General features: G+C 30.7%; 22 protein-coding genes and 1 riboswitch. Of the genes, 2 read left to right on the top strand and 20 right to left on the bottom strand.

What is annotated here, in order from left to right; translation table 11 throughout:
• Positions 1 to 77: 77 nt before the first annotated feature.
• Complete coding sequence (gene speD / locus VIM70_RS07290) at positions 78 to 896, bottom strand: adenosylmethionine decarboxylase (RefSeq protein WP_331945084.1); 819 nt, start codon at positions 894 to 896, stop codon at positions 78 to 80.
• A 292-nt stretch (positions 897 to 1,188) separates the two neighbouring features.
• On the opposite strand from speD, the gene asd reads away from it, so the two are divergent.
• Positions 1,189 to 2,274: an aspartate-semialdehyde dehydrogenase gene (gene asd / locus VIM70_RS07285; RefSeq protein ID WP_331945083.1), complete on the top strand. Its 1,086-nt coding sequence runs from the start codon at positions 1,189 to 1,191 to the stop codon at positions 2,272 to 2,274.
• A 776-nt stretch (positions 2,275 to 3,050) separates the two neighbouring features.
• Here the strand turns inward: asd and VIM70_RS07280 are convergent.
• The 18 genes from VIM70_RS07280 to VIM70_RS07195 form a co-directional block, all read right to left on the bottom strand.
• Positions 3,051 to 3,659, bottom strand: a complete 609-nt coding sequence (locus VIM70_RS07280) for a dienelactone hydrolase family protein (protein WP_331945082.1) — start codon at positions 3,657 to 3,659, stop codon at positions 3,051 to 3,053.
• Between the two features lie 169 nt (positions 3,660 to 3,828).
• The gene (locus tag VIM70_RS07275; RefSeq protein ID WP_331945081.1) at positions 3,829 to 4,023 is read right to left on the bottom strand and encodes a hypothetical protein; all 195 of its coding nucleotides are present in this window, start codon (positions 4,021 to 4,023) and stop codon (positions 3,829 to 3,831) included.
• Between the two features lie 283 nt (positions 4,024 to 4,306).
• Positions 4,307 to 4,501: a hypothetical protein gene (locus tag VIM70_RS07270; protein ID WP_331945080.1), complete on the bottom strand. Its 195-nt coding sequence runs from the start codon at positions 4,499 to 4,501 to the stop codon at positions 4,307 to 4,309.
• Positions 4,502 to 5,026: 525 nt separating this feature from the next.
• Positions 5,027 to 5,263 carry a DUF2164 domain-containing protein gene (locus tag VIM70_RS07265; RefSeq protein ID WP_331945079.1) on the bottom strand — a complete coding sequence of 79 codons (237 nt, stop codon included), beginning with the start codon at positions 5,261 to 5,263 and terminating at the stop codon, positions 5,027 to 5,029.
• 342 nt (positions 5,264 to 5,605) lie between these two features.
• A complete protein-coding gene (cbiT, locus tag VIM70_RS07260) occupies positions 5,606 to 6,169 on the bottom strand; it encodes a precorrin-6Y C5,15-methyltransferase (decarboxylating) subunit CbiT (protein WP_331945078.1) in 564 nt (187 codons plus the stop codon).
• 665 nt (positions 6,170 to 6,834) lie between these two features.
• A complete protein-coding gene (hemL, locus tag VIM70_RS07255; RefSeq protein ID WP_331945077.1) occupies positions 6,835 to 8,109 on the bottom strand; it encodes a glutamate-1-semialdehyde 2,1-aminomutase in 1,275 nt (424 codons plus the stop codon).
• 75 nt (positions 8,110 to 8,184) lie between these two features.
• A complete protein-coding gene (gene hemB / locus VIM70_RS07250) occupies positions 8,185 to 9,156 on the bottom strand; it encodes a porphobilinogen synthase (RefSeq protein ID WP_331945076.1) in 972 nt (323 codons plus the stop codon).
• 94 nt (positions 9,157 to 9,250) lie between these two features.
• Positions 9,251 to 10,708 carry a uroporphyrinogen-III C-methyltransferase gene (gene cobA, locus VIM70_RS07245; RefSeq protein WP_331945075.1) on the bottom strand — a complete coding sequence of 486 codons (1,458 nt, stop codon included), beginning with the start codon at positions 10,706 to 10,708 and terminating at the stop codon, positions 9,251 to 9,253.
• Positions 10,709 to 10,735: 27 nt separating this feature from the next.
• Positions 10,736 to 11,611, bottom strand: coding sequence for a hydroxymethylbilane synthase (gene hemC / locus VIM70_RS07240; protein WP_331945074.1), 876 nt, complete (start codon positions 11,609 to 11,611; stop codon positions 10,736 to 10,738).
• A 146-nt stretch (positions 11,612 to 11,757) separates the two neighbouring features.
• Positions 11,758 to 12,402 (bottom strand): NAD(P)-dependent oxidoreductase, encoded by a 645-nt coding sequence (locus VIM70_RS07235; RefSeq protein WP_331945073.1) that lies wholly within the window; start codon positions 12,400 to 12,402, stop codon positions 11,758 to 11,760.
• Entirely contained in the window at positions 12,366 to 13,550 is a 1,185-nt protein-coding gene (gene hemA / locus VIM70_RS07230) for a glutamyl-tRNA reductase (protein WP_331945072.1), read from the bottom strand. Before hemA ends, VIM70_RS07235 begins: the two co-directional genes overlap by 37 nt.
• A 45-nt stretch (positions 13,551 to 13,595) precedes the next feature.
• Positions 13,596 to 14,552 (bottom strand): adenosylcobinamide-phosphate synthase CbiB, encoded by a 957-nt coding sequence (cbiB, locus tag VIM70_RS07225; RefSeq protein ID WP_331945148.1) that lies wholly within the window; start codon positions 14,550 to 14,552, stop codon positions 13,596 to 13,598.
• Positions 14,553 to 14,641: 89 nt separating this feature from the next.
• Positions 14,642 to 16,150, bottom strand: coding sequence for a cobyric acid synthase (locus VIM70_RS07220; protein WP_331945071.1), 1,509 nt, complete (start codon positions 16,148 to 16,150; stop codon positions 14,642 to 14,644).
• Positions 16,151 to 16,306: 156 nt separating this feature from the next.
• Positions 16,307 to 16,504, bottom strand: a riboswitch (cobalamin riboswitch).
• 578 nt (positions 16,505 to 17,082) lie between these two features.
• Positions 17,083 to 17,745, bottom strand: coding sequence for a tRNA (guanosine(46)-N7)-methyltransferase TrmB (gene trmB / locus VIM70_RS07215; RefSeq protein ID WP_331945070.1), 663 nt, complete (start codon positions 17,743 to 17,745; stop codon positions 17,083 to 17,085).
• A gap of 60 nt (positions 17,746 to 17,805) precedes the next feature.
• Positions 17,806 to 18,456 (bottom strand): site-2 protease family protein, encoded by a 651-nt coding sequence (locus VIM70_RS07210; RefSeq protein ID WP_331945069.1) that lies wholly within the window; start codon positions 18,454 to 18,456, stop codon positions 17,806 to 17,808.
• Between the two features lie 215 nt (positions 18,457 to 18,671).
• Entirely contained in the window at positions 18,672 to 19,700 is a 1,029-nt protein-coding gene (locus VIM70_RS07205; protein WP_331945068.1) for a hypothetical protein, read from the bottom strand.
• 45 nt (positions 19,701 to 19,745) lie between these two features.
• The gene (locus tag VIM70_RS07200; RefSeq protein ID WP_331945067.1) at positions 19,746 to 20,756 is read right to left on the bottom strand and encodes a phosphodiester glycosidase family protein; all 1,011 of its coding nucleotides are present in this window, start codon (positions 20,754 to 20,756) and stop codon (positions 19,746 to 19,748) included.
• A 161-nt stretch (positions 20,757 to 20,917) separates the two neighbouring features.
• On the bottom strand, positions 20,918 to 22,330 hold the full coding sequence (locus VIM70_RS07195; protein WP_331945066.1) for a PhoH family protein: 1,413 nt from the start codon (positions 22,328 to 22,330) through the stop codon (positions 20,918 to 20,920).
• A gap of 174 nt (positions 22,331 to 22,504) precedes the next feature.
• Here VIM70_RS07195 and VIM70_RS07190 point away from each other — a divergent pair, with 174 nt between their 5' ends.
• Positions 22,505 to 22,915 (top strand): Fur family transcriptional regulator, encoded by a 411-nt coding sequence (locus tag VIM70_RS07190; RefSeq protein WP_331945065.1) that lies wholly within the window; start codon positions 22,505 to 22,507, stop codon positions 22,913 to 22,915.
• Positions 22,916 to 22,978: 63 nt separating this feature from the next.
• On the opposite strand, the gene VIM70_RS07185 is transcribed toward VIM70_RS07190, so the two are convergent.
• Positions 22,979 to 24,217, bottom strand: coding sequence for an ABC transporter substrate-binding protein (locus tag VIM70_RS07185; protein WP_331945064.1), 1,239 nt, complete (start codon positions 24,215 to 24,217; stop codon positions 22,979 to 22,981).
• Between the last annotated feature and the right edge of the window lie 59 nt (positions 24,218 to 24,276).

Below are 24,276 nucleotides of genomic sequence, written 5' to 3'. Positions count from 1 at the left end.
TTATAAAAAGTAGGCCTAAGAATAATAATTATTCTTAGGCCTACTTTAATAAATAACAATATTAACAAACTTTAATTCTACTCACTATAAATATCCATTCCATAAAATATTTCTTCCATTTCTTTTTCTAGTTTTTGTATAATACTGCATTTCTCATCTTCATTTAAATCTTCTTGTTTAATTTCAAATAAATAGTTATCAAGCTCAAAATCGTTTAATTTCATTTTTGTATGGAATATATTAGATTGATATATATTCATATCAATTAAATTGTATCTATTTATAGTTTTTTCAGCAATGTAATTTTGTATAGAACTAATATCATGATCTATAAAATGTTTTTTACCATCCATATCTCTAGTAAATCCTCTAACCCTATAATCAATAGTAATAACATCAGAATCAAAGCTACCTATTAAATAATTTAGAGCTTTTAATGGAGATATAGTTCCACAAGTTGCTACATCTATATCTACCCTAAATGTGCTTATGTCATTTTCTGGATGACTTTCAGGATAGGTATGTACTGTTACATGGCTCTTATCCAAATGTCCAACAATATTCTCGCGTACTGGTGTTAGGATTCCTCTATTGCAAGAAGGATCTACCACATATAAAGGAATTTCTTCTTCTGAAATAAGCAACGTTACGCTTGCTCCTTGGGGATCATAGTCCTGCTTTGCAATATTTAGCACACAAGCCCCTATCATCTGCGTAACATTTGTAAGAATTTTTGTTAACCTCTCAGCATTATATTGCTCATCAATATACTCAATATATTTTTCGCGATCTTCTTTAGTTTTTGTGTAGCAAATATCATAAATATTAAAACTTAATGATTTTGTTAAGTTGTTAAATCCATATAGTTTTATTTTATTTTTGTCATTTTTAGCCAACTTGATTCCCCATTTCTCATATACTTCTATATACTTCTCATATACTTCTCATAAAAAATTATATAACTTACCGTACCAATGTCAAGACGTATTTTTACGACCCCTTATCATATTATATAATATATAGCTTGAAGTATGTACTCTTTAACATTATAATTACTTACAATAGTAACATACACAGTTTTATGTTTATTATTACTATTCTCTTTGTAGCCTTAATATAAATATATTTAAGTATAATATTTATATTATTCCACAAAAGGATATCATTAGAATTGGAGGTATTAATACAATGGATAAAAAACTAAAAGTCGGATTATTAGGTGGAACAGGATTTGTTGGACAACGTCTTGTTACACTACTTGAAAATCACCCTTATTTTGAAATAGCTGTTATTGCTGCTAGTGAGAACTCTGTGGGTAAAACTTATTTTGAGGCAGTAAATAATAGATGGAAATTAGACGTACCTATGCCTGAAAACGTCAAAAACATGGTAATAAAAAATATTGATGAAATAGACGTAATAAGCAGTCTGGTGGATTTTGTCTTCTGCGCCGTTAATATGAGTGCAGATGAAATAAGAAAAATTGAAGAAAAGTATGCAAAAGCTGAAACTCCTGTAGTTTCAAATAACTCTGCAAACCGTGGAACTCCTGATGTACCAATGGTTATTCCAGAAATAAATGCTGATCATTTTCAATTAATTAACGCACAACGTAAACGCCTTGGCACTAAAAGAGGATTTATTGCAGTTAAACCCAACTGTTCAATTCAAAGTTATGTTCCTGCTATGAGTGCTCTACTAGAATATAAACCTACTAAGATATTGGTTTGCACATATCAAGCTATATCTGGATCAGGTAAAATATTTTCTGATTGGCCAGAAATTATTGATAATGTTATACCATATATAGGTGGAGAAGAGGAAAAGAGTGAACAGGAACCTCTAAAAATTTGGGGCCATATTGAAGACGATAAAATAGTTAACGCTAAGCTTCCTATAATTTCAACTCAATGCATACGTGTTCCAGTAGCAGATGGTCACTTAGCTGCAGTGTTTGTTTCCTTTGAGAAAAAACCATCAAAAGAAGCTATCTTAGAACATTGGGCAAATTATAAAGGCAAACCACAAGAATTAGAACTTCCAAATGCTCCTAAGCAATTTTTAACCTACTTCGAGCAAAATGATAGACCTCAAACTAAACTTGATAGAAATATTGAAAAAGGAATGGGAATATCACTTGGTAGACTTCGCGAGGATAAAATATTTGACTATAAGTTTGTTTGTTTATCACATAATACACTTCGTGGTGCAGCCGGTGGAGCTGTGTTATCAGCTGAACTTCTATTCAAAGAAGGGTTCTTAACTTCAAAATAAAAAAGTGCAATCTATGAACTTTCTCCTGCGTGGACTTGAAATAAGAGATTGAAACGTGAAATTCCATTTAGAATTCTAATATTTTGAAAATATAAAATTCTCTGCCGCTCACATTCGGCGTCCTGCTTCAGGTTCGCTAGCCTCACTTCCTGTGAGGCTCACGAGAATTTTACATTTACAAAACAAGAATTTCTAGATGGAATTTCAATGTTTCTGCTCTTCTTATTTCAAGCCACTTCCGGAGAAAGTTCATTCTGCTATGTATAGATATCATTGAAGAGAAGGGCTCTTCATTTCGTGGAAATGAAATCGGGAGGGCGGGGTAAAGACATAAATTCTTAAAAACAATGGTAGGGAAGATCTGAGGCCTTTCGGCTCAGATTATAGCCGTCCTGGCAGGCTTACGAGAATTTTATATAAGCAAAACAAGAATTTCTAAATGGAATTTCAATGGTTCTGCTCTTCTTATTTCAAGCCACTTCCGGAGAAAGTTCATTCTGCTATGTATAAATATCATTGAAGGGAAGAGCTCTTCATTTCTTGGAAATGAAATCGAAGAGCGGGGGTAAACCCAAATATTTTTAAAAACAATGGTAGGGAAAAACTGAGGCCTTTCGGCTCAGATTAATATTACATCCCTTAAGGTATATATTTTAACAATATAAAAGATAAGCAGGAGGTTTGAACATAGCCTCTGCTTATCTTTTTTATTCTTAGTTCTTTTCTGTTATTTAGTAGTTGCGACGACATATATAAAAATTGTGAAGCAACAAGCCCTATGTAGAAATATAATTTATCTTCTTTAAAAAGCTATTTACTAATATTTCGGCTTCTTCAAATGACTGTGTACAATAGTTCTTAGAAAATGGGTCACTAAACCCATGTTTACCTCTTAACATATGAACAGTGACGTTCCATTTTTTCAAAGAAATAACTAGTTCTTTCACATTGAATGATTTCTCTTCAGTAGGAAAAATCAGTAAAACTGGACATTTGGGAGTAATACTCATATAGTCTCTAATCCGTGAACCATAGTACCCTATGATACCATCACACATAATATCTTCACCGCTACATAACCATGCAATTGTTGCACCTATACTATAACCTAATAAATACACGTGCCTATATTGCTTTTTTGCTTGTATTATTAGCTGTTTTACTTGCTTAAATGCTAAATCAAACCCGACCTTATTTATGAAATGATGATAGGCTTCATCTTGTTGATCGTAATTAAAAGGATGATTTAGATTAATTAAATTAGGGCAAATAATATCATATCCAGCCATAGAAAACTTCTTACAGACCAACTTAATATGTTGATTAATACCATATATTTCATGTAACACTATGATTACGGAATTAGGATTATTTATAATCTTCATATAGGCCTCCCTAAAGTAATTAAGCTGCTTTTTATTAATAAATTACGTGGAAATAGACTTTAATGACATCTTACATAAGCAATACAAAGGCATTCAAGATAATATATAATATAATTATCTTAAATGCCTTTGTATTTTAAAAAAAGCTTATCACTAATCTTCTTCAAATTTATAATTCTACAATACTGCTTACATTAATTGGATTTAGATATACAGTTTTACCATCAAAATCAACTTTCGTCATTCCATTATCAAAATTTGTTCCAATCAAATTGTCTTCAATAAAACTTCTTATATCCAAATAATTATTTTGTGATTGACAGTATTCTGTTCCGTTGTTCATAATCACCTTAATATTCATCATTATCACTTCCTTTCTTTTATTCCACATTAATAAAGAATATCCTTTATTATTTTAATCAATTTCACTTTTATTCTATGCATACACAGTATGCCAATATGCAATCTTTTGTTAATTATTTAACATTTGTTTTTAAAAAACATTATTGCCGTTATTTAACAAGCACGTAATTGCATTTATGGGGTTTTAATTTCATTAATGTACGAAATATCATTTTTGCGTATGCTATCCCTTATAGTACTTTAAAGATAATCCAGGAAATACAAATTGATTATCTTTTTTAAATTTATACTTCTACAACACTACTTACATTAGCTGGATTTAAATATACAGTTTTACCATTAAAATCAACTTTCGTCATTCCATTATCAAAATTTTTTCCAATCAAATTGTCTTCAATAAAATTTCTTATATCCAAATAATTATTTTGTGATTGACAATATTCTGTTCCGTTGTTCATAATCACCTTAATATTCATCATTATCACTTCCTTTCTCTTATTCCACATTAACAAAGAATATCCTTTGTTATTTTAATCAATTTCACTTTTATTCTATTCATATACAGTATGCCAATATACCATCTTTTGTTAATTATTTAACATTTGTTTAATTATAACATTATTACCTTTGCTTAACAAGTAACGTTTACATTTATGGAGTTATAATTTTATTAATCTTTTTTCTAAATAAGCATATAAGCGATTAAAAAGATTTTATCACTATTGATCAATTTTATTTTTATTTTATCCATATAAGGTATGCCAATATATAGTCATTTGTTAATTATTTAACATTTGTTTAATTGTAACATTATTTCCTTTACTTAGCAAGTAACGTTTACATTTATTGAGTTTTAATTTTATTAATGTACGAAATATCCGCATTCTCTAGAAATTAAATTATACAAACACAGTACTAAATGTTATAATCTCCCTGTAAATTAAAAAATTAATGAAAAAAATGAGGAAGAAGGTGTTAATTATGAAATTTAAAATAATTATAAGTTAATATTTTTGAATCGACAATAGATCTTCATTTCTATCACACATATATTTATAAGAATCATAAACTCCTTGATTATAAAATTCTGGTGCTAATTCTTCTATTATAAAATTTAACATCAGATTTGAAGATAAATCACCCAATTCTTCTTCCCTTTCGTTTAAAAAATAGTTCTTTATTTCAGAAATCATTTCTTCCTTTTTCTCTTTAGTTAATTTAATTACATTTTTGTTTATCATATTATACCTCCATTCGAAATTAACATTATTCTTTAAATAGTCTTATTTTTTATTTCTATGAAAAATTGTCATTATATTTTTAATGAACTATAAAATATAGTACCCATTAAGCGCAAAAAAAAGTATATATTACGTATAATGCATTGAATCAAGCTTTAGAACTCCATATTTATTTTTAATTAATTTGCGTTAAGAAAAACATATGCTTGAGCGCTAGCGAATTTATATCCTACGCTTGTAGCGAGTTTATGTTTTTTAGCAGATTAATTAAAAATAAATTTAGGAGTTCTTAGCGAAGATGAAGCATTAGTCGTATTGCAATACGCGTAATATATACTTTTTTCACTGTTTTTTTGCGCTAACTATAAATATAGGATTATTAGCCATTAACATATAACTTTGACCTTTGGTTTTGCTTACTTGAATTTGTACACATTCTACTTCATATTTTAATCCTTTTAAACCTTCCATTGCTTTATATACATTATTTATGGTTATAAAGTTTAGAACAATATATTTACCTTTTTTAAGTTTTTTCCCATAACTCATAATAATATCAGCTATATTCCCGCCACTTCCACCTACAAATATAGCATCAAATTCTCCTACTATTTTTGGCTCTATTTCTATTGCTTCTGCATCTATTATTTCTAAGTTACTTGTCTTAAATTTTTCTTTGTTTTGTTTTATAATCTCTAAAGCATCAATATCTTTTTCTATAGCTATTACTTCTCCATTTTTACATATCTCAGCCATCTGAATGCTTACAGATCCAGTTCCAGCTCCGATATCTAGTACCCTATAATCCTCTTCAAGTTCTAGTTTTACAACACTTAATATTCTTACTTCTTCCTTAGTCATTGGGCAATTACCCCTTATAAATTCGTGATCCTTTATAAATCTCATATTTCGCACCTCCTTATGTAATTTTCTTCTAATATAACGGTTTTCAAATGTGATTCTACTTTATAAACGCCAGCATGTAGAAAGTTAGGATAGTAGAGCGTTCGTTAACAGTGTCTAAGTTTATTCCATATAAAATTCCCTATGGGAACCATTCGACGTCCTGTCTCAGGGTTCCGCGCTCCCCATCCGTGGTCCGCTTACGGGAATTTTATACTCCATAGACTAAGACACTGTAAACTTCCTATATACTATCTTTCACTTTCTGCATGCTTATCCTCATATAAAGTAGAAACAATTCTAACACTGTTGAAAGTTCATTTTAATTTCCCTCATAATAAGATCTAGCATATCCGTAGGTTCATTGATGTTTATTAATCTGTTGTGATAAAACATATGATAATCTATTTATTTTTCTCATAGGATGCTAACAAAAGTATATATCGCGTAAGATGCGTTTGAGCAAGCTTTAGAAATTCTTAATTTATTTTATTTTCAGATGCGTTACGAAAAACACATGTTTGAGCGATAGCGAGTTTGTGTTTTTTAGCAGCTGAATATAAAATAAATTTTAGAATTACTTGGCGACGCGAACGCATCTCTAGTGATATATACTTTTAGTTATAGCATCCTATAAGAAAAAAGATTACTTTTTACATGCTGGATTTTTATAAAGTAAACCCTTTAAATGCTTCTAAGAATTTCTCAATGTCCTCATCTGTATGTTTAACGCATAAAAATACTGCTTCAAATTGAGATGGTGAAATATTTATTCCACTTTTTATCATATGCTCAAAATATTTTGCATACATAAGTGTATCGCAACTTTTAGCATCTGAATAATTTTTAACTTCCAATTTATCTGTAAAGAAAGCAGTAAGCATTGAACCACACCTATTAACTACCATAGGTATACCTTTTTCTTTAGCAATATCAATTAATCCCTTTTGAAGTTTTGCGGCTAATCTCTCAAGATGTTCATAAAGATTAGGGTTATTATAAAGTTTAGTTAAGGTTGCATAACCGGCCGCCATTACTACAGGGTTTCCAGACATAGTACCAGCTTGATAAACCGGTCCCATAGGTGACAATAACTCCATTATCTCTTTTTTACCACCAAAGACGCCACAAGGAAGTCCCCCTCCCATGATTTTTGCAAAGGTTATTAAATCGGGAGTTATTTTATAAATACTTTGTGCTCCTTTATATGCTACTCTAAATCCACTCATTACTTCATCAAATATAAGTAGGCTTTTATATTTATCACATAGTTCTCTAAGTCCCAATAAAAACTCTTTATCAGCTGGGATAACTCCCATATTTCCTGCTACTGGCTCAATAATTATGCAGGCAATATCATCACCATATTTCTCAAATAATTTTTTTACACTATCTATATCATTATAATTTGCAATTAATGTGTTTAAAATGCTTTCTTTCGGAATACCAGCAGAGCCAGCTATGCCCGCGGTCATTACTCCTGAACCAGCCTCAACTAGAAAGCTTTCAAAATGTCCATGGTAACACCCTGCAAATTTAACTATCTTATTTTTTCCTGTGTACCCTCTTGCAAGCTTAACCGCGCTCATTGTAGCTTCTGTACCTGAGTTAACCATTCTAACCATTTCTACATTATCTACAGTAGTGCAAATATGTCTTGCAAGTTTTAGTTCTATTTCCGTAGGTGCACCGAAGGCAATTGCATCCGCTGCGGTGTTTTGTATAGCTTTTACTACATCATCATCACAATGTCCAAGTATCATAGGTCCCCATGCGTATACAAAATCTATGTATTTATTACCCTCTTCATCGTAAATATATGCGCCTTTACCTTTTTTAATAATTGGTGGATTTACCGCTACACCTTTAAATGCTCTAACGGGGCTATTAACTCCACCAGGCATATATTTCTCGGATTCATTAAATATATCTAAATTTCTCATAGTAATTCCCTCTTTTCTTAATGTAAAGTTTTATATTCCAAATAGTTGTTAACCGTCCCAGCTCTTTCAAGCTATTTATAAATATTCCTTGAGCCATCTACATAAATCAAGTGCATAATAGGTAATTATCATATCTGCTCCTGCTCTTTTCATAGACATATGCATTTCCATAGCTATTGCCCTCTCATCAATTAAACCCATCTTTGCAGCCGCTTTTACCATAGCGAATTCTCCACTAACACTGTAAGCTGCTATTGGAACATCATGTCTATCACGAACCCATCTTATTACATCTAAATATGATAAAGCTGGTTTTACCATAACAATATCTGCGCCCTCTTCTATATCAGCTTCTATTTCTCTCATTGCTTCTCTAATATTTGCTGGATCCATTTGATATGTTTTCCTATCTCCAAATTGTGGAGTCGAGTTTGCTGCCTCTCTAAATGGACCATAAAATGCTGAGGAGTATTTTGCACTATAAGCCATTATAGATATATGTTTAAACCCATTTTTATCTAAAATATTTCTTATAGCTTCTACATGTCCATCCATCATGTCAGATGGTGCTATCATGTCCGCGCCAGCCATTGCGTGAGATAGTGCTATGTCTGCTATATATTTTAAACTCTTATCATTATCTACTTTCCCATCTTCTACTATTCCGCAGTGTCCATGACTGGTATATTCACACATACATACATCCGTTATTATAATTAAATCTTTTGACATCTCACGTATCTTTCTAACTGCCTTTTGTACAATCCCGTTTGCGTCATATGCCCCACATCCAACTTCATCTTTATGTTCTGGAAGTCCAAATAGAATTACTCCACGTAGACCCACTTCTTCAACTTCTTCGATAATTTCATGAAGCCTATCTAAAGAAAAATGATAATTTCCTGGCATTGAAGATATTTCTTCTTTAATATTTTCACCTTCCATTACAAAGATAGGAAATATAAAGTCAGCTGACGTTAATACAGTCTCTCTTACTAAATCTCTTATATTACTTGTTTCTCTTAATCTTCTATTTCTTTTGAACATAGTTATCCACTCCTAGTTAAATATATTTTATACTTATCCACAATTTATTATTAATTATCATCTTTAATGTTAATAAATATCCACTAATCTAGTTTTACATTTTCAAAAGTTTTTCTATAACTCCCTGGACGCTATAAACATCACAAATAGTTGCATCTATTCCATTACCTTTAAGTTCCTTTGCAGTTATAGGTCCTATAGCAAGTGATGTTTTTGATTTTATAAGATCAAGCCCTACCAATGTAATCATGTTTTTAACTGTTGAAGGTGAAGTAAAGACTATTAAATCCACATCTTTAATTTCATTTCCAGTTTGTAATTTGCCACATAATGTTTGATAAGTAAACACTTCATCAACATAACATCCAAAATCTCTTAATGCTTCTACCAAATAAGGCCTTGAACCTTTTGACCTAGGTACAAGCACTTTGTCTCCTGCTTTTACAAAGGTCTTCATTTTATCAAACAAACTCTCGGCGACAAAATGGTCAGCTACGATGGCCGGCATAACACCTCGATTTTTAATAGCCTTTGCAGTAGCTGGACCAATGGCTGCAATTTTAACTTTAAGATCTCTCAAATCAAATTCCATATCTTTTAAATAATCAAAAAAGAAATTCACTCCATTTACACTGGTTAAAGTTAAAAAATCATATTCCATAAACTTTGCTCTGTAATCATCTAGGTTATATGTAGTATTCTTAAATTCAATGGAATTTATCTCAAGAACTTCTGCTCCTAGATCTGTTAATGTTTCCCTTAATTCCTTTGATTGAGCAATGGACCTAGTTATACAAATATTTTTACCAAACAATGGTTTCTTCTCGTACCAGTTAAATTTATCATTAAATTTAACTACTTCTCCAACTACAATAATACAAGGAGATGATATTTCTGACTTTTGCACCTTAATTAAAATATCTTCTAGAGTACCTACTACTTTTTTTTGTTTTGATGTAGTTCCTCTCATTATTACCGCGCAGGGGGTATCTTGGCTTTTTCCATTAGATATAAGATTTTCTGTTATCTTTTCTAAGTTTTTAAAACCCATCATAAAAACTAAAGTTCCGGTTAGCCTTGACACTGCATCCCAGTCTATATTAAGTTTTTCTGCCGTCATTGCTGTAAAAACGTGGAAACTTTGTGCTATACCTCTGTGAGTGATAGGTATTCCCGCATAATTTAGTACTGCTATTGGTGATGTTATTCCAGGTATAACTTCAAATTCTATATTTTCTTCTATAAGAGCTATTGCTTCCTCGCCACCACGCCCGAATACAAAGGGATCTCCACCTTTTATTCTTCCAACTACGTGCCCTTTTTTAGCTAATAACACTAGCATTTCATTTATTTCTTCTTGAGTTTTATAATGGCATCCTGGCTCTTTTCCACAATAATATATTTCACAATCTTCTTTTAAATATTTAAGTACACTAGTGCTTGCTAACCTATCATACATAACTGCTGTACATTTTCCAAGCAATCTTATTGCTTTTAGGGTTATAAGTTCTGCATCTCCTGGACCGACTCCCATTAAATAAACCTCTCCCATTGGTATCCCCTTTCTGTTTTGCGTTTTTTAATTATCCTTTAATATCTTTTTAGCTAGTAACTCGCCTAGCTTTATATAGCTATTTTTATCTCCAGATAGTTGCTTCTTAACTATTTTTCCACTAACTCTGTACACTCCAAGCATGTGCATAAGGTCGTTATCAAGATACGCATATGCGCCTATACAATCATGACAATCTCCATTTAGAGTCGCCATAAAACTTCTTTCTGCATCTACACAAATTCTAGCATCATAGTTATCTAGTTTTCTAATTAATGATATTTGCGGATGACTTTTAACCATTTCAATTCCGAGAGCTCCTTGGGCTATTGCTGGTACAATCTCCATTACGTCAAAATAATTAGTAATTATCTTTTCCATTCCAAGCCTTTTAAGCCCTGCCGCTGCCAGTATTATACCGTCAAGATTTTCCTTTTCTATTTTTGATATTCTAGTTTGAACATTACCCCTTATAGGTACGATTTCTACATCTGGCCTTATTAGCTTAATTTGAGTGGCACGTCTTATACTACTAGTACCTATTCTTGCGCCCTTAGGTAGGTCGTAAAAGCTAATGTTGTTAAATGCAACAAATGCATCACGAACATCTTCTCTAAGTGGTATAGCCACTATTTCAAACTCCTCAGGTACATCATAGGGCACATCTTTCATGCTATGTACTGCCATATCAGCTTTTTGATCTAACATTGCAACTTCTATTTCCTTTACAAAAAGTCCCTTTCCCCCTATTTTATCTAAAGTGACATTTAAAATCTTATCTCCCTTAGTTTCAATAAGTACCTTTTCACCATCTAAATCAAACTTTTCTTTGATTAAAGCAATAATGGTATTCGCTTGAACCTGTGCCAGCTCACTTCTTCTAGTCCCTATATTAATTTTCAAAACCTCTCACTCCTTTACTCAGCAACCTTGTTGCTGATCAACTTCGTTGCTGACAGCAACCTTGTTGCTGATCAACTTTGTTGCTGATATCAACTTTGTTGCTGCCATCAACTTTGTTGCTAACATCACCTTTGACTCCAAACTTTCTAAGTTTCAGTTCCATAAAACATTTCTAAAATACCATTTTGTGCTCCCTTAATATAAAAAAAGTTGAAATCTTCACTACATACAAAACTCATAATCTCTTTTTTGCAATTCATAAATTTAACCATGTTTCTTATACTACAAGTATAATCTATAAAATCTTCATATTCTCTAAGTTTATCTTCTATAACTTTAGACATGAAAAGTGTAGTTTTGGGGCTACCGTTTTTAGTATGTAATGCAAATTTCATATTAGATGTATTCTTTTGAACAGGGGTTACAAATAGACCCTGTTTATAATCCTCACAGTTTAAATATAACTTACTTTTATCATCACAATATTTTTTTATAGCCTTATTTGTAAGTTTATTATCTGTAGCAATAATAACAATATGATTATTGTCCACATAACTCTTTTCATATTCAGCTTTTATTAGTTTTACATTTGGCATATCATTAAGCTTTTCAAAATCTAGGCAGAATTCTTTTGACACTACTGTAATATTACAGCCTCCATTTGAAAAAGTTCTACATTTTATAAAAGCTGCTTCTCCTCCACCAATAATAAGTATATTAACTTTATTTGAGAGAAGTGAAATCATTGTATAATTTAAAGCTGGAAAATCCTGCTTAATATGTCCTCGCATTCTTTAGACCTCCCCTTCAAATGTTCCTCCTTTAATACAACTATAGCTCTGTTTACAAAGGCATTTGAAGTGCTTTTTAGTAGTACCTCTGCTAATTTTTCATTGTCCTTAGTCTTTTTCTTATGCTTAAAAGTCTCTAGTCTTTCTTTATAAACATCTTCACCATTTGATTTTATCCTTTTTATAAAAGGTGATAACTCCTCTATAGCTTTCCACTCTATATATTCTTTTATGGCTTTATCCACAATGAACCTATTATTTTTCATTGAGGATTTTCTTCTTTTATAATTTATATCATGGATGTCTCCTAGCATATCTATGTCATATACTTCGTAGAGTGGATTTTCATTTACCTCTTGTTCAATATCCCTTGGTACTGCTAAATCGAATAATAATAAAGACTTATTAGGTAACTCATTTAAATGAATAACAGTATGGGGAGCCGAGGTACAAGATATAACACAATCTACATTTGCATAATATTTATTTATATCTATAAATGGTATTATTTTAACCCTTGGGTCTTCTATATTAACCTTTAGCGCATCTCTAACAGCAATATATAATATATCTATTTGACCTTCTAGTATATATTTTGAGGTTAATTCCCCTACCGCTCCATAACCTAAAATCATAAAATTTTTGTGACCCCTGTCTATTGCATTTTTAACTACCATTGATGATGATGAAACAGGAATTTCACTTATCTTAGATATAGTTCTAAATTGCTTGCCACAAGCGATAGCACTTTCAAATAGTCTTTGAAGTTGTTTTTTATTTGATTTCAAAGCTTTTGACATTTCATAAGCATCCCTAACTTGCCCTAAAATTTGATCCTCTCCAAGTAATAGTGAATCAAAGCCGCAGACCACCTCCATTAGGTGTTCTATTGCTTTTTCGTCCTTATAACTTACTACATACTTTATTAAAGATTCATCCCAATTTAGCGCTTTAAAAATCTTATTTATAATATCCTCGTCAGTGGATTTAAAATAAATCTCCGTCCTATTACAGGTGCTTAAAATAACTGCCTCTTCACAAATATTTAAAAGAGCCTCTAAACATCTTTCTTGACGTTTTGGTATAATAGAAAGTTTTTCTCTAATTTCTATCTTTACATCATGTTTTAGTCCTATAAGCTGTATCATAATATCATCTCCAAAATACTTAACTTTTACGTATATTTTTATATTTTATATTTTATATTTTAAAATTAGACACATTTCATATAATATATATATTATCAATAAACAAAACATTGCCCCATACATTAATTTTATTGTATCTATTATATGCTCTTGACCCAAATCCTTAATTTTATTTCCTATAGTTGGTTTATACATTTTTTCCCCAAAATATACATTTGTACCCCCTAATTGAACTTTCATAGCACCTGCTACTGCTCCTTCTGGATAGGCACAATTAGGACTTTTATGATTTTTTCTATCTCTCAACATTACTTTTAAACTATCCATAATATTTCCCTTTACAATTGGCGCTGATAAACAAATTAAAAAACCTGTTATTCTCGCAGGCACAAAATTAAATACGTCATCCGTTTTAGCTGGAAAGAATCCAATATATTTATATTTTTTATTCATATATCCAAGCATTGAATCCATGGTATTTATACCCTTGTACATCATAGCTAAAGGAGCTCCCCCTAGTATTGCATAAAGAATCGGAGCAACAACCCCATCCGATGTATTCTCTGCAATAGTTTCTACATCCGCTCTTATTATTTCATATTCACTAAGGTTTTTTGTATCTCTCCCTACTATGTAGGATAATTTTAATCTTGCATCATAAATATCATTTTTAACCAAAGAATCATATACCTTTAAACCTTCCGTGTGGAGGCATTTCGCCGCTATTGTTGTCCAAATTAATATTATATTTAGAATATGGTATAACCAAAAAACCTCTTTAGAAATTTGTAAAATTAAAAATGGTACTAAAAAGCTAGAAAATGCTACTATAACTACAATAGCTCCTCCAAAAACTTTAATCTGCTTATTAGTTTTACATATGTTTCTTCCTAACTTATCTAATTTAGAAATAAGTTTTCCTATATAAATCACTGGATGAGGAAACCAATATGGGTCTCCAATTAATAAATCTAACATAACTGCTAATATTAAATCTATTATGTTTGCCTTAAATAGTATTTCCATATTAATTCCTCACAATCTTATATTGCTCTAATTTTTTCCAAAAGGACAATTGTTCTTAAGTGTCCCTAACTTTTCTTGCTTTTTAATCCAATGATTTTATAGATGGCATCCATGTCAATACTATCTCTAACTATGTCTGCTAACTTGTCTAGTTCTTTTTCTCTTATACTTTCATAGGGCTTAGATTTTTTAGGTTCAAATCCTTTTTTTATTCTTAAATTGTTAATCATATATTCTCTAAACTCTACCCCATCAAAGACTCCATGAATATATGTACCCATAACATTTCCACTTGCATTAATTGCACCATCAAATGATGAAATATTATCACCTTCAAGAGAGGGGCTTCCACCTTTTCTATCATATATCTCAAATAGTGTCTCTGCCTTATTCCCATAGATACATTTACCCATATGAATTTCATAACCATAGGTTTCAACACCCATATTAATGCTCTTAGCCTTAACTCTTGTAGTTATTTTTTCATTTTCAAATACAGTATCTATGTCTAAAAGCTTCATACCTTCTATTTTTTCAAAACTTCCCTCAAGACCTTCTGGATCACTTAAGCTGTTTCCAAGCATTTGATATCCTCCACAAATGCCTAATATATTGCCATCAAAGCTATATTTCTTTATAGCATCTTCAAGCCCTGAATCTCTTAAAGTAATTAAGTCATTTATAGTATTTTTAGTTCCCGGTAATATAAGTAAGTCTGGATTCCCTAGTTCTGATTTATTTGTAACAAATCTAACTGATACATCCTCTTCACCCTTTAAGGCATCTAAATCTGTGAAATTTGATATATGCGGAAGCTTTATTACAACAACATCAATAGGTGCTGTTATTTTTTTATTAAATTCTACTGCACCGTCTTCATCCTCTAAATCCAATCTAAAGTAAGGTACTACACCAATGCAAGGAATATGTATAATGTCCTCAAGCATGGTAAGCCCTGGCTTTAATATTTCTACATCACCTCTAAATTTATTTATAATAGTTGCTTTAACTCTTTTTTTCTCGTTATCGCTAAGTAAAAGCATAGTTCCTGCAAGTGATGCAAATACTCCACCTTTATCTATATCTCCCGCAAGTATTACAGGAGCATCTATAAGTTCTGCCATTCCCATATTTACTATATCTCTATCTCTTAAATTAATTTCAGCAGGGCTACCTGCTCCTTCCATTACTATAATATCAAAGTTTTTTTCAAGCTTCGAAAACTGCTTTTTTAACATATCTTTAAATTCTAATTTCATATTATGATATTCCATTGCTGTACTATTTCCAAAAACTTTTCCATTAACGATAATTTGGCATTTTTTGTCTGATGTAGGTTTTAATAATATTGGGTTCATAAAAACCTCTGGCTCAATGCCAGCTGCATAAGCTTGAAGGACCTGTGCACGTCCCATTTCTTTTCCATCCAATGTAATATAGGAATTAAGAGACATGTTCTGTGACTTAAAAGGACATACAGAAAACCCATCTTGAACAAAAATTCTGCAAAGCGCTGTCACTAATATACTCTTTCCTACAGATGAAGCGGTTCCTTGAACCATTATCTTAGCCATTACTTATTCTCCTTTCTTCCTTTATGTATTCTTTTGCTTATATGTTTTTTTCAAAATAAAAAACAGCAGGCTTTAGCACCTGCTGTTAAGTACAATTTTTCATTGCACTAACTTTAATTCTACAAGTTCTTTCCCGCCGAAAGCTTAATATTACTGATTTTAGGCAGGTCTCCTGGCTTTTGATTTCTGCCTTCTCTTTTATCCATGCCCTTACGGGTGTTATAAAAGGTCGAAATCAATTACAGTAGCGGGGGCTGCTGTGGACTTACACCACATTCCCTTTTCACCCTATCAATTCATCTACTAAAGTAGCTGATCTACTAAAGTAGCTGGATTAATAAAAGGCACCTAAAAACATATATTCAATTTTATGATAATATGCTAATATAAAACAAAATTTATTCAAATTAATAATATCTAATATACTCTAGTTTAATGTAGTTTTATACAATTAAGTTTATAACATTATATTAACTATGTCAATAAATAAGAATTTCCAGTGTTTAGTAGTTATTTTTAATTATATTTGTAATTGTTTTTAATTATATAGGAAAAAGTATGCGGAAAACAATGTGGATAATTTTTTTTATAGTCACTATCCATAATAGATACATATTAGCGTAAATACGATATAGTATGAAGTTTCTCCGGGAGTGACGTGAAATAAGAAGCGCAGAAACAATTGAAATCCTATTTAGAAATTCTTCTTTTACCAATATAAAATTCTCGTAAGACTGACAGGAAGTCAGTCTAGCGAACCCGAGACAGGACGTCGAGTGTGAGCGCATAACAATTAATAATTGTTATGTCCCCCAGAGAACGACCCAGAGGTAGAGAATTTTATATTTGTAAAAGATTAGAATTCCTTAATGGGATTTCACGTTTCAAGTTTTTATTTCACGTCAAGCAGGAGAAATTTCATACTGATTGCATTAATTATCTTCAATTAATTTAGCCTGCAAAAACATAGCTTTCATGCCTAACCCTGCAAATTTTGCTTCGTATTCTGTAACTACATTATCTTTAAAATCACTGTTATGAAGGTCATAGGTTGAAAATAATATTTTGAACCCAGATTCTTTAAAATATTCTAATGAGTTTTCAAATAATTCTACATCATCTGTTTTGAACCATATTTCAGATCCTGGTTTTAAGAATTTCTTGTAATTCGTTAAGAACTTAGTATGAGTTAATCTCCTTTTGTTATGCCTGTCTTTTGGCCAAGGATTGCAGAAATTTATATAGATTCTACTTATCTCATCCTTTTGGAATACATCATCAATAAACGCAATGTTTATTGGCATAAGCCGTACATTTATATTCTGCACTCCTTGAACTTCTCTTACTTCTAATACTTTTCTAAGCGCAAACACTAACACTTCATCTTTTAAATCCATACCTATAAAATTAATATTAGGATTTTTTTTAGACTTTTCCGCTATAAATTTGCCTTTACCACAGCCAAGTTCTAAATGTATTTCATTTCCATTTTTAAATTCTTCACTCCATTTTCCTGTATAAGCATATTGATCTGTTATTACAATATGACTAGACTCTAGCTCTGGCCTAGCCCAATATTTTTTTCTTAAACGCATATATTTTCTCCTTAATTCAAAATATTTAAAATATTAATTTCTATAAAATTCACTTTATTATTATAACATTCCTGCAATATCTGTAAAGCGAGTAAATAACCACAACCCTGGCACTTGAACAAGATAAGTGAAAACTGATTGTCCATTAGGTAATATAGGCAATATTAACACCATAAATATAAGAAATTGATATCTAATAATAGAATCTGATAAATTATAAAAAAACTTTGGGAACAAATCCCTAATTATATGGAATCCATCAAAGCCTGGAACTGGTACTAAATTAAGAAAAAATAATATACAATTTAGATACGAAGTAATCATTAGTATCTGTTGAATAATCATATATATTCCTTCATTATTTGGCATGAAATTAGAAAATAATACTGTCAAAATCGCAAATATAAAACCTAGAATTAAATTGGCCAGTGGACCCGCCACTGAAACTTTTAAGTCATCCTTATAATAATTTTTAAATGCACTGGGATTTGTCTGTATAGGTTTTGCCCATCCGAACCCCATTATTAAAATTAAAATAAATCCTATTGGATCTATATGAACAATTGGATTTAGCGTAAGTCTTCCTTGAAATCTGGGAGTCTTATCGCCTAACCTATCTGCTGTTATTGCATGTGCATACTCATGAAAAGTAAATGCTAATAAAATTGCTGGTATCATCAAAATCTTATCTAATATTTGTTGTGTATCCATATTTATTCCTCCTCATATTAATGCCTCATATATAACAACTTATTGTTACTTTCTCTGCTAAGATATTTTTGATCTTTATTTTTTTGAAGTCTATTACCTATTATAACAAAGTTTATTGTTATTTTGAATTTAATATTATTAAAATAAAATAATATATTATTTAAATGTTCTTAGCAAATAAAAAACTATGCCAAAGGCATAGTTCAAAATTTCTTTTACTTAAATGGAATAAAAGATATTTTATTATCTACTAAGGATACTACGCCTTTAGTAGATAACTGTAATAGCTTTCCTTTATAAGTAGTTTGAGAGCCAGATTTAATATCTTTTAATACACCTCTAAGCTCATCATTTTGATAGACTTTATCATCAGAAGATATAAATAAATTCTCTTTACTACAAGGTATCTTCAGATTAACTGATTTCCATTTGTTAATATCTTGAGATGTTTTACCGTAATAAACTTTGCTTACCAAATCATCTTTTAATTGCCCAATATACACATTATCATCACTATCAGTACCAATTAACTTAAGCTTATCTACGCCATTAATACTTATAGGTTCTTGGCGACTCGTAACGTATATTTTATTATAAACTGATCCCTCATAAATAAGTTTATCTTCATGACGCACTAATGCTATATTACTCACAAATTTAGGTATTGTATTAATTTTTGACATATCTGCATTTCTATCAATTCTATATATAATACTGCCCTCATTGTCACTTGAAACCTTTACGTATGTAACTCCCGTTAAAGTTGATAATTGAATATCTTCTACCAAAGCGTTTGTGCCACCCCAAGCTAGATCTTTTGACTTTACTTTTTCATCTTTTGATACATCATAAGAATATAATATTAAGTTACTAGAATTATCACTGCTTTTTTTCTCTACCAATAACATTCTGTTTCTATCTGGAAGCCATTCAGAAAAACAAATTTTAGCTCCATCCTCCGCCTTTATAGTTTTAACCTTTCCATCCTTACAATTAACAATTTTTAATTGTTCATCTTGAAAATATGATAAATATTTAGCATCATACGACACTAATGTTTTTTCTGCGTCTGTTGGAACTGTAATATCAATGCTTTTTTCTTGCACGTTTTTATCTTCTACAACCTTTTTAGTAACCACTTTTGAATCAGTAGCTAAAAAATAATGATCAATATAAAAGAGTCCTAAACACTGCACAGTTAAAGATACTAATATCCATATACTTATTCTTTTCCACCATTTCATAAAGTTTCTCCTTTAATTTAAAATATCCTGAGCTAAAATTTCAATTTATTCTCTCTTTTCTATATACATAATTGATGGCACAGATCTTTCACCTAGGCTATCTGATGGGCTGTTTATAATTTCATCGTTATAATACAATGTAGAAGAAGAACCACCATCTAAGTTCGAAGCATTAACCGCACCAAGATCAAACAATCTATCTTGAACCTCTCGAAGTGTAGCCCCTAGACTGGTCCTTTGTCTACCGTCAATAACTAATAATATTATCGCTCCATCTTTTCTTTGTGCAATTGCTGTTCTAGGTGCTATTCCCCAGCCACCATCACCATTAGTTATAGTTTTCTGTCCATTAACTATAAGCGCTGGTCCAAAAGATACAGCTTCAGTTACTCCAGCTGCTTTCATCTCTTTAAGACTATGAGGACCAACTAACAAATTCCCCTTTTTAGTTAATGCTACAATAGCTGTTTTTGCATTTACATTTTTTATATTATTAAAAATAGTTTTTCCATTGGTCATTATAATTCCAGTTGGGTTAGCTCCCGTGCCTGTCCATTTTGACCCAGAATCTTGATCTACAAATCCACCACCATTAATGGCCGCAATAGCATTATTGTCTTTTGCAATATCACTAGTTATCTGCCCTTCTTGACCAAGTTTACTACTATAACCTACTTTTAACCTAGTTGGGTCCTTAATTATTAGTGCATATCCTCTGAATTTAGCTCCTGTTACCTCATATCTTTCAATACTATTATCATTTTTATTTTCTATGGTTACTGCAGAATTCGAATTATCTTGAACTAAAGCTGCTACCGTTTGTCCACTCATAATTTCTTTTATTTTATCAGCCGATAAAAATGTTGTTGCCATCCACTGTAATGTGAGGGTAGTCATTGCTGCACCTACTACAGTAGTCTTTACATTTTTAAAGGGACCATAATAAACCATAAATGGGCCAGTAATTGCTGTAAAAGTAATTTCAAATACTATAAATAATAAAACAAGTGTGCTTGTACGTGTTTTGTTTCTTTTACTTTTTTTTATTTTTCTCATGTTACCCATCCTTTTCTTTATTATGTACTATCACATTGTACATTAAAACTTATTGTTTGAATACAAAATTTAAATGTAATTTTTGTGAATAGTGCAATTTTATGATAATTATATGGAAAAAGAGAGTATAAATTCTATACTCTCTTGACTAAAATCGTTATTTATAATATTTTTGATGCTTCATATGCCAGAGGAGATCTCTCACATTCATCATATTTTAGTGTTACTTGATAACACAAATCACTGCCCTTCATTTTTTCAGAGGCATAACACAATCCATTTGATCTTGAATCAAGGAAAGGATGATCTATTTGTTCTGGGTCACCAATAAGAATTAACTTAGTCCCCTCACCAACTCTAGTTATTATTGCTTTAACTTGTTTTGGCGACAAATTTTGTGCTTCATCTATAATTACCCAATTTTTCACTATTGATCTACCTCTAAGATAAGCAACAGCTTCAGTGGTTATAATTCTCCTATCAAACAAGTCTTTTATCTTATCTAATAATTGCTTCTCATTTTTGTAACGTTCCTTTTCATCAGATTCCACAAGTATCTCTAAATTATCGAATATCGGCCTCATAAATGGTGATATTTTTTCTTGCTCTGTCCCAGGTAAGAATCCAATCTCCTCATCCAGAGTAATATTAGGTCTACAAATTAAAATTCTTCTGTAATGTTCACCACCAAGGTGGTGCTCACCACCAGGGTGGTGTTCATCATTTCCCTGTAATATTTTTTGAAGCCCTACTGCTAGTGAAAATAGTGTTTTAGCTGTTCCTGCGGGACCTTTAACAATTACGAGTGGAGCTTTTATTGCGTTGGTACTTAAAGCTTCCAGCATAAATCTCTGCCCTACATTTCTTGGCATTACTCCTAAAGGATTACTATCTTTATAATAAAGTGGTACTACATTTTTCCCGTCATATCTACCTAATGCGGTTTGTTTTAAATTTTCCATTGAATGAATTATTAAAAATTGATTTATATATAAAAACGGAGTCGTATATTCACCTGTTTCCTCATCATATTTAAGTAAGGCACTAATTTCTAAACTTCTATTGCTATAAAACTCCTGAAGTTTTTCTGGAGATACAAATACCTCCAATCTTCCTGTATACTGATTATCATATTCTGGTACAAATTTTTCATAATAATCTTCAACACTTATATCTAAAGCATCTGCCTTTATACGTTGAAATATATCTTTAGTTATTAGCCATACATCTTCGCCTTGCTCTTTAAGCGCTTTACATACCTGCAATATTCTATTGTCTGCTTTTTCACTATTCCAAGAAGCAGGAATTTTAGTATCATAGTGGTTCATTTCTACTCTAAGTCTTCCCCCACTTTCTAAATCAATACCCTCATTTAGTTTCCCTTGCTTGCGAAGTTTATCAATAAGTCTTGATGCATATCTGGCATTAGCTCCTAAATCACTTTTATCTTTCTTAAAACTATCTAATTCCTCTAATACAACTTCGGGTATTATTACATCATTATCTCCAAAAGATAATATAGCACTGGGTGAATATAGAATAACATTGGTGTCCAATACGTAGGTTTTTTTCAAAATATCAGCGCCCCTCTCTCTAATACTAATATATGTAACTTAATCTATAAATGAATTAAAAACAAAAAAAAATTTAATATTTTTATTAATTTTGTTCAATTATTTTTTTGACAAGTAATAATTTTTATTATATAATAAAAACTATAAGATTAATAATATTATAGGATGGTGTATATGAATAACATTACGGCAGTGTTTAAAGAAAAAAAATTAAAACTTACACCTCAGCGTATCGCTGTTTATAAGTATCTTCAGTCAACAAAAGAACACCCATGCGCAGAAGTAATTTACAATGCCCTACAACCAACATATCCTACTATGAGTTTGGCTACAGTTTATAAGGCATTAAAAACACTTGTAGAAGTTGAATTAATAATAGAACTTAACGTAGGTGAAGGTAATTTTAGATATGATGGAAATATGGTAACTCACCCTCATATACAATGTTTAAGTTGTGGTAGGGTTGATGACATAGAAGGCATACGTTTTTCAAATATAAATGAAGATGTAAAACAGTATACCAGCTATGAAGTTTTAGATAGTAAAATATATTTTTATGGTTTGTGTGAAAAGTGCAAAAAATAATTTACTAAAAAATATTTAAAACACAAAAGGAGCATGAAATTTATTCATGCTCCTTTTGTGTGTTTATTTATAACTTTCTTTTATTATATTTTCCCATTCTTTAGAGTTATAACCACCATCTAAAATTCGCTTCAAAGTTATAAGCACATTATTTTTAATAATTTTAGGTAAATTATATAATATAACCATGCTATTATCATTGGCTTTATACATATGTTGCACCATTAATTTACCAATACCGGATATTTTATTATTTGCAATTTTATTTCCACTTATAATACCCTTTTGGACAATTTTCGCTTGAACCTCATCATTGTATATATATTTAATAAAAGCATTGGCGTTATCCGCATTTTTTGCATTTAAAGGAACACTTAATATGGAATTGATTATAATAGGCACATTAGAACCGTTATCATAATTTTCTATTAAACCAATATTACTTCCGGTGAGCTTAGTGTTAAAATAAGAAGTACATATTAGAAGCGGTGAATCACTACTATTAAAGTTACTAATAGTTTGTTGATTACCTAACTCAAAACTATTTTTAGTAATTGTATTATTTTTTGTAAGGTCGTTGAATTCATTAAATATTCCCTGCACATTTGTTAATTTTTTATAGGATTCCTCACCACTATCATAACTCTGCTCAACCTCATGAATGTTTATCATTTTGCTCCCAAGTAATGAAAATATATATCCATTGGCATCAATATTTTCTGTAAGCACAACTGGAGTTTTTATTCCCTTATCATTAATTTGTTTTAATATATTTAACCATTCCTCTGAATTCTTAGGATTTGATATTTTTAGTTTTTCTAGATTTGCTTTATTATAAAGTAACTCTATAGAATATGGTACAACTCCTATACCATAATACTTATCTCCTATTCTTCCATAAGAACCCATAATTTTATAATATCTATCACTTATAGCATTACTGGAATAAGTGTCTTGCAAATCACTTAAAACCCCTCTTTTATTAAGTTCAATAAGAGTATTCCTATCACTAAAAATCACATCAATTTTTGTACCTATATTAATTTTTTCCATAATATCAGTTTTATCACCTAATGTATCATTAAGTTTTATTTCAAAATCCGGATTGTCTTTTTTAAAATCTTCTATCAAAAACTTAATTACTTCGGAAGAATATTCATCAGTTGTATCTATAAATATGTTTAAATCCTTTTGATTAGATTTTGTTTCTTTATTAGATTTGCAAGATGGTAAGCTAACCAACATAATAACAACTAGAATAACACTAAATATATTTTTTAATGATTTATTCCATTTTTTCATAAGTTCACCTCTTCGTATTAATAAATATTAATTTTTTTTAAAATAATTAAATATAAAAT

Origin of the sequence: Clostridium sp. (genome assembly GCF_036569345.1) — a bacterium.
Classification (GTDB): Bacteria; Bacillota; Clostridia; order Clostridiales; family Clostridiaceae; genus Clostridium_AD.
The sequence above is the reverse complement of the archived record's forward strand: the minus strand, read 5'-3'. Positions and strand labels throughout refer to the sequence as shown.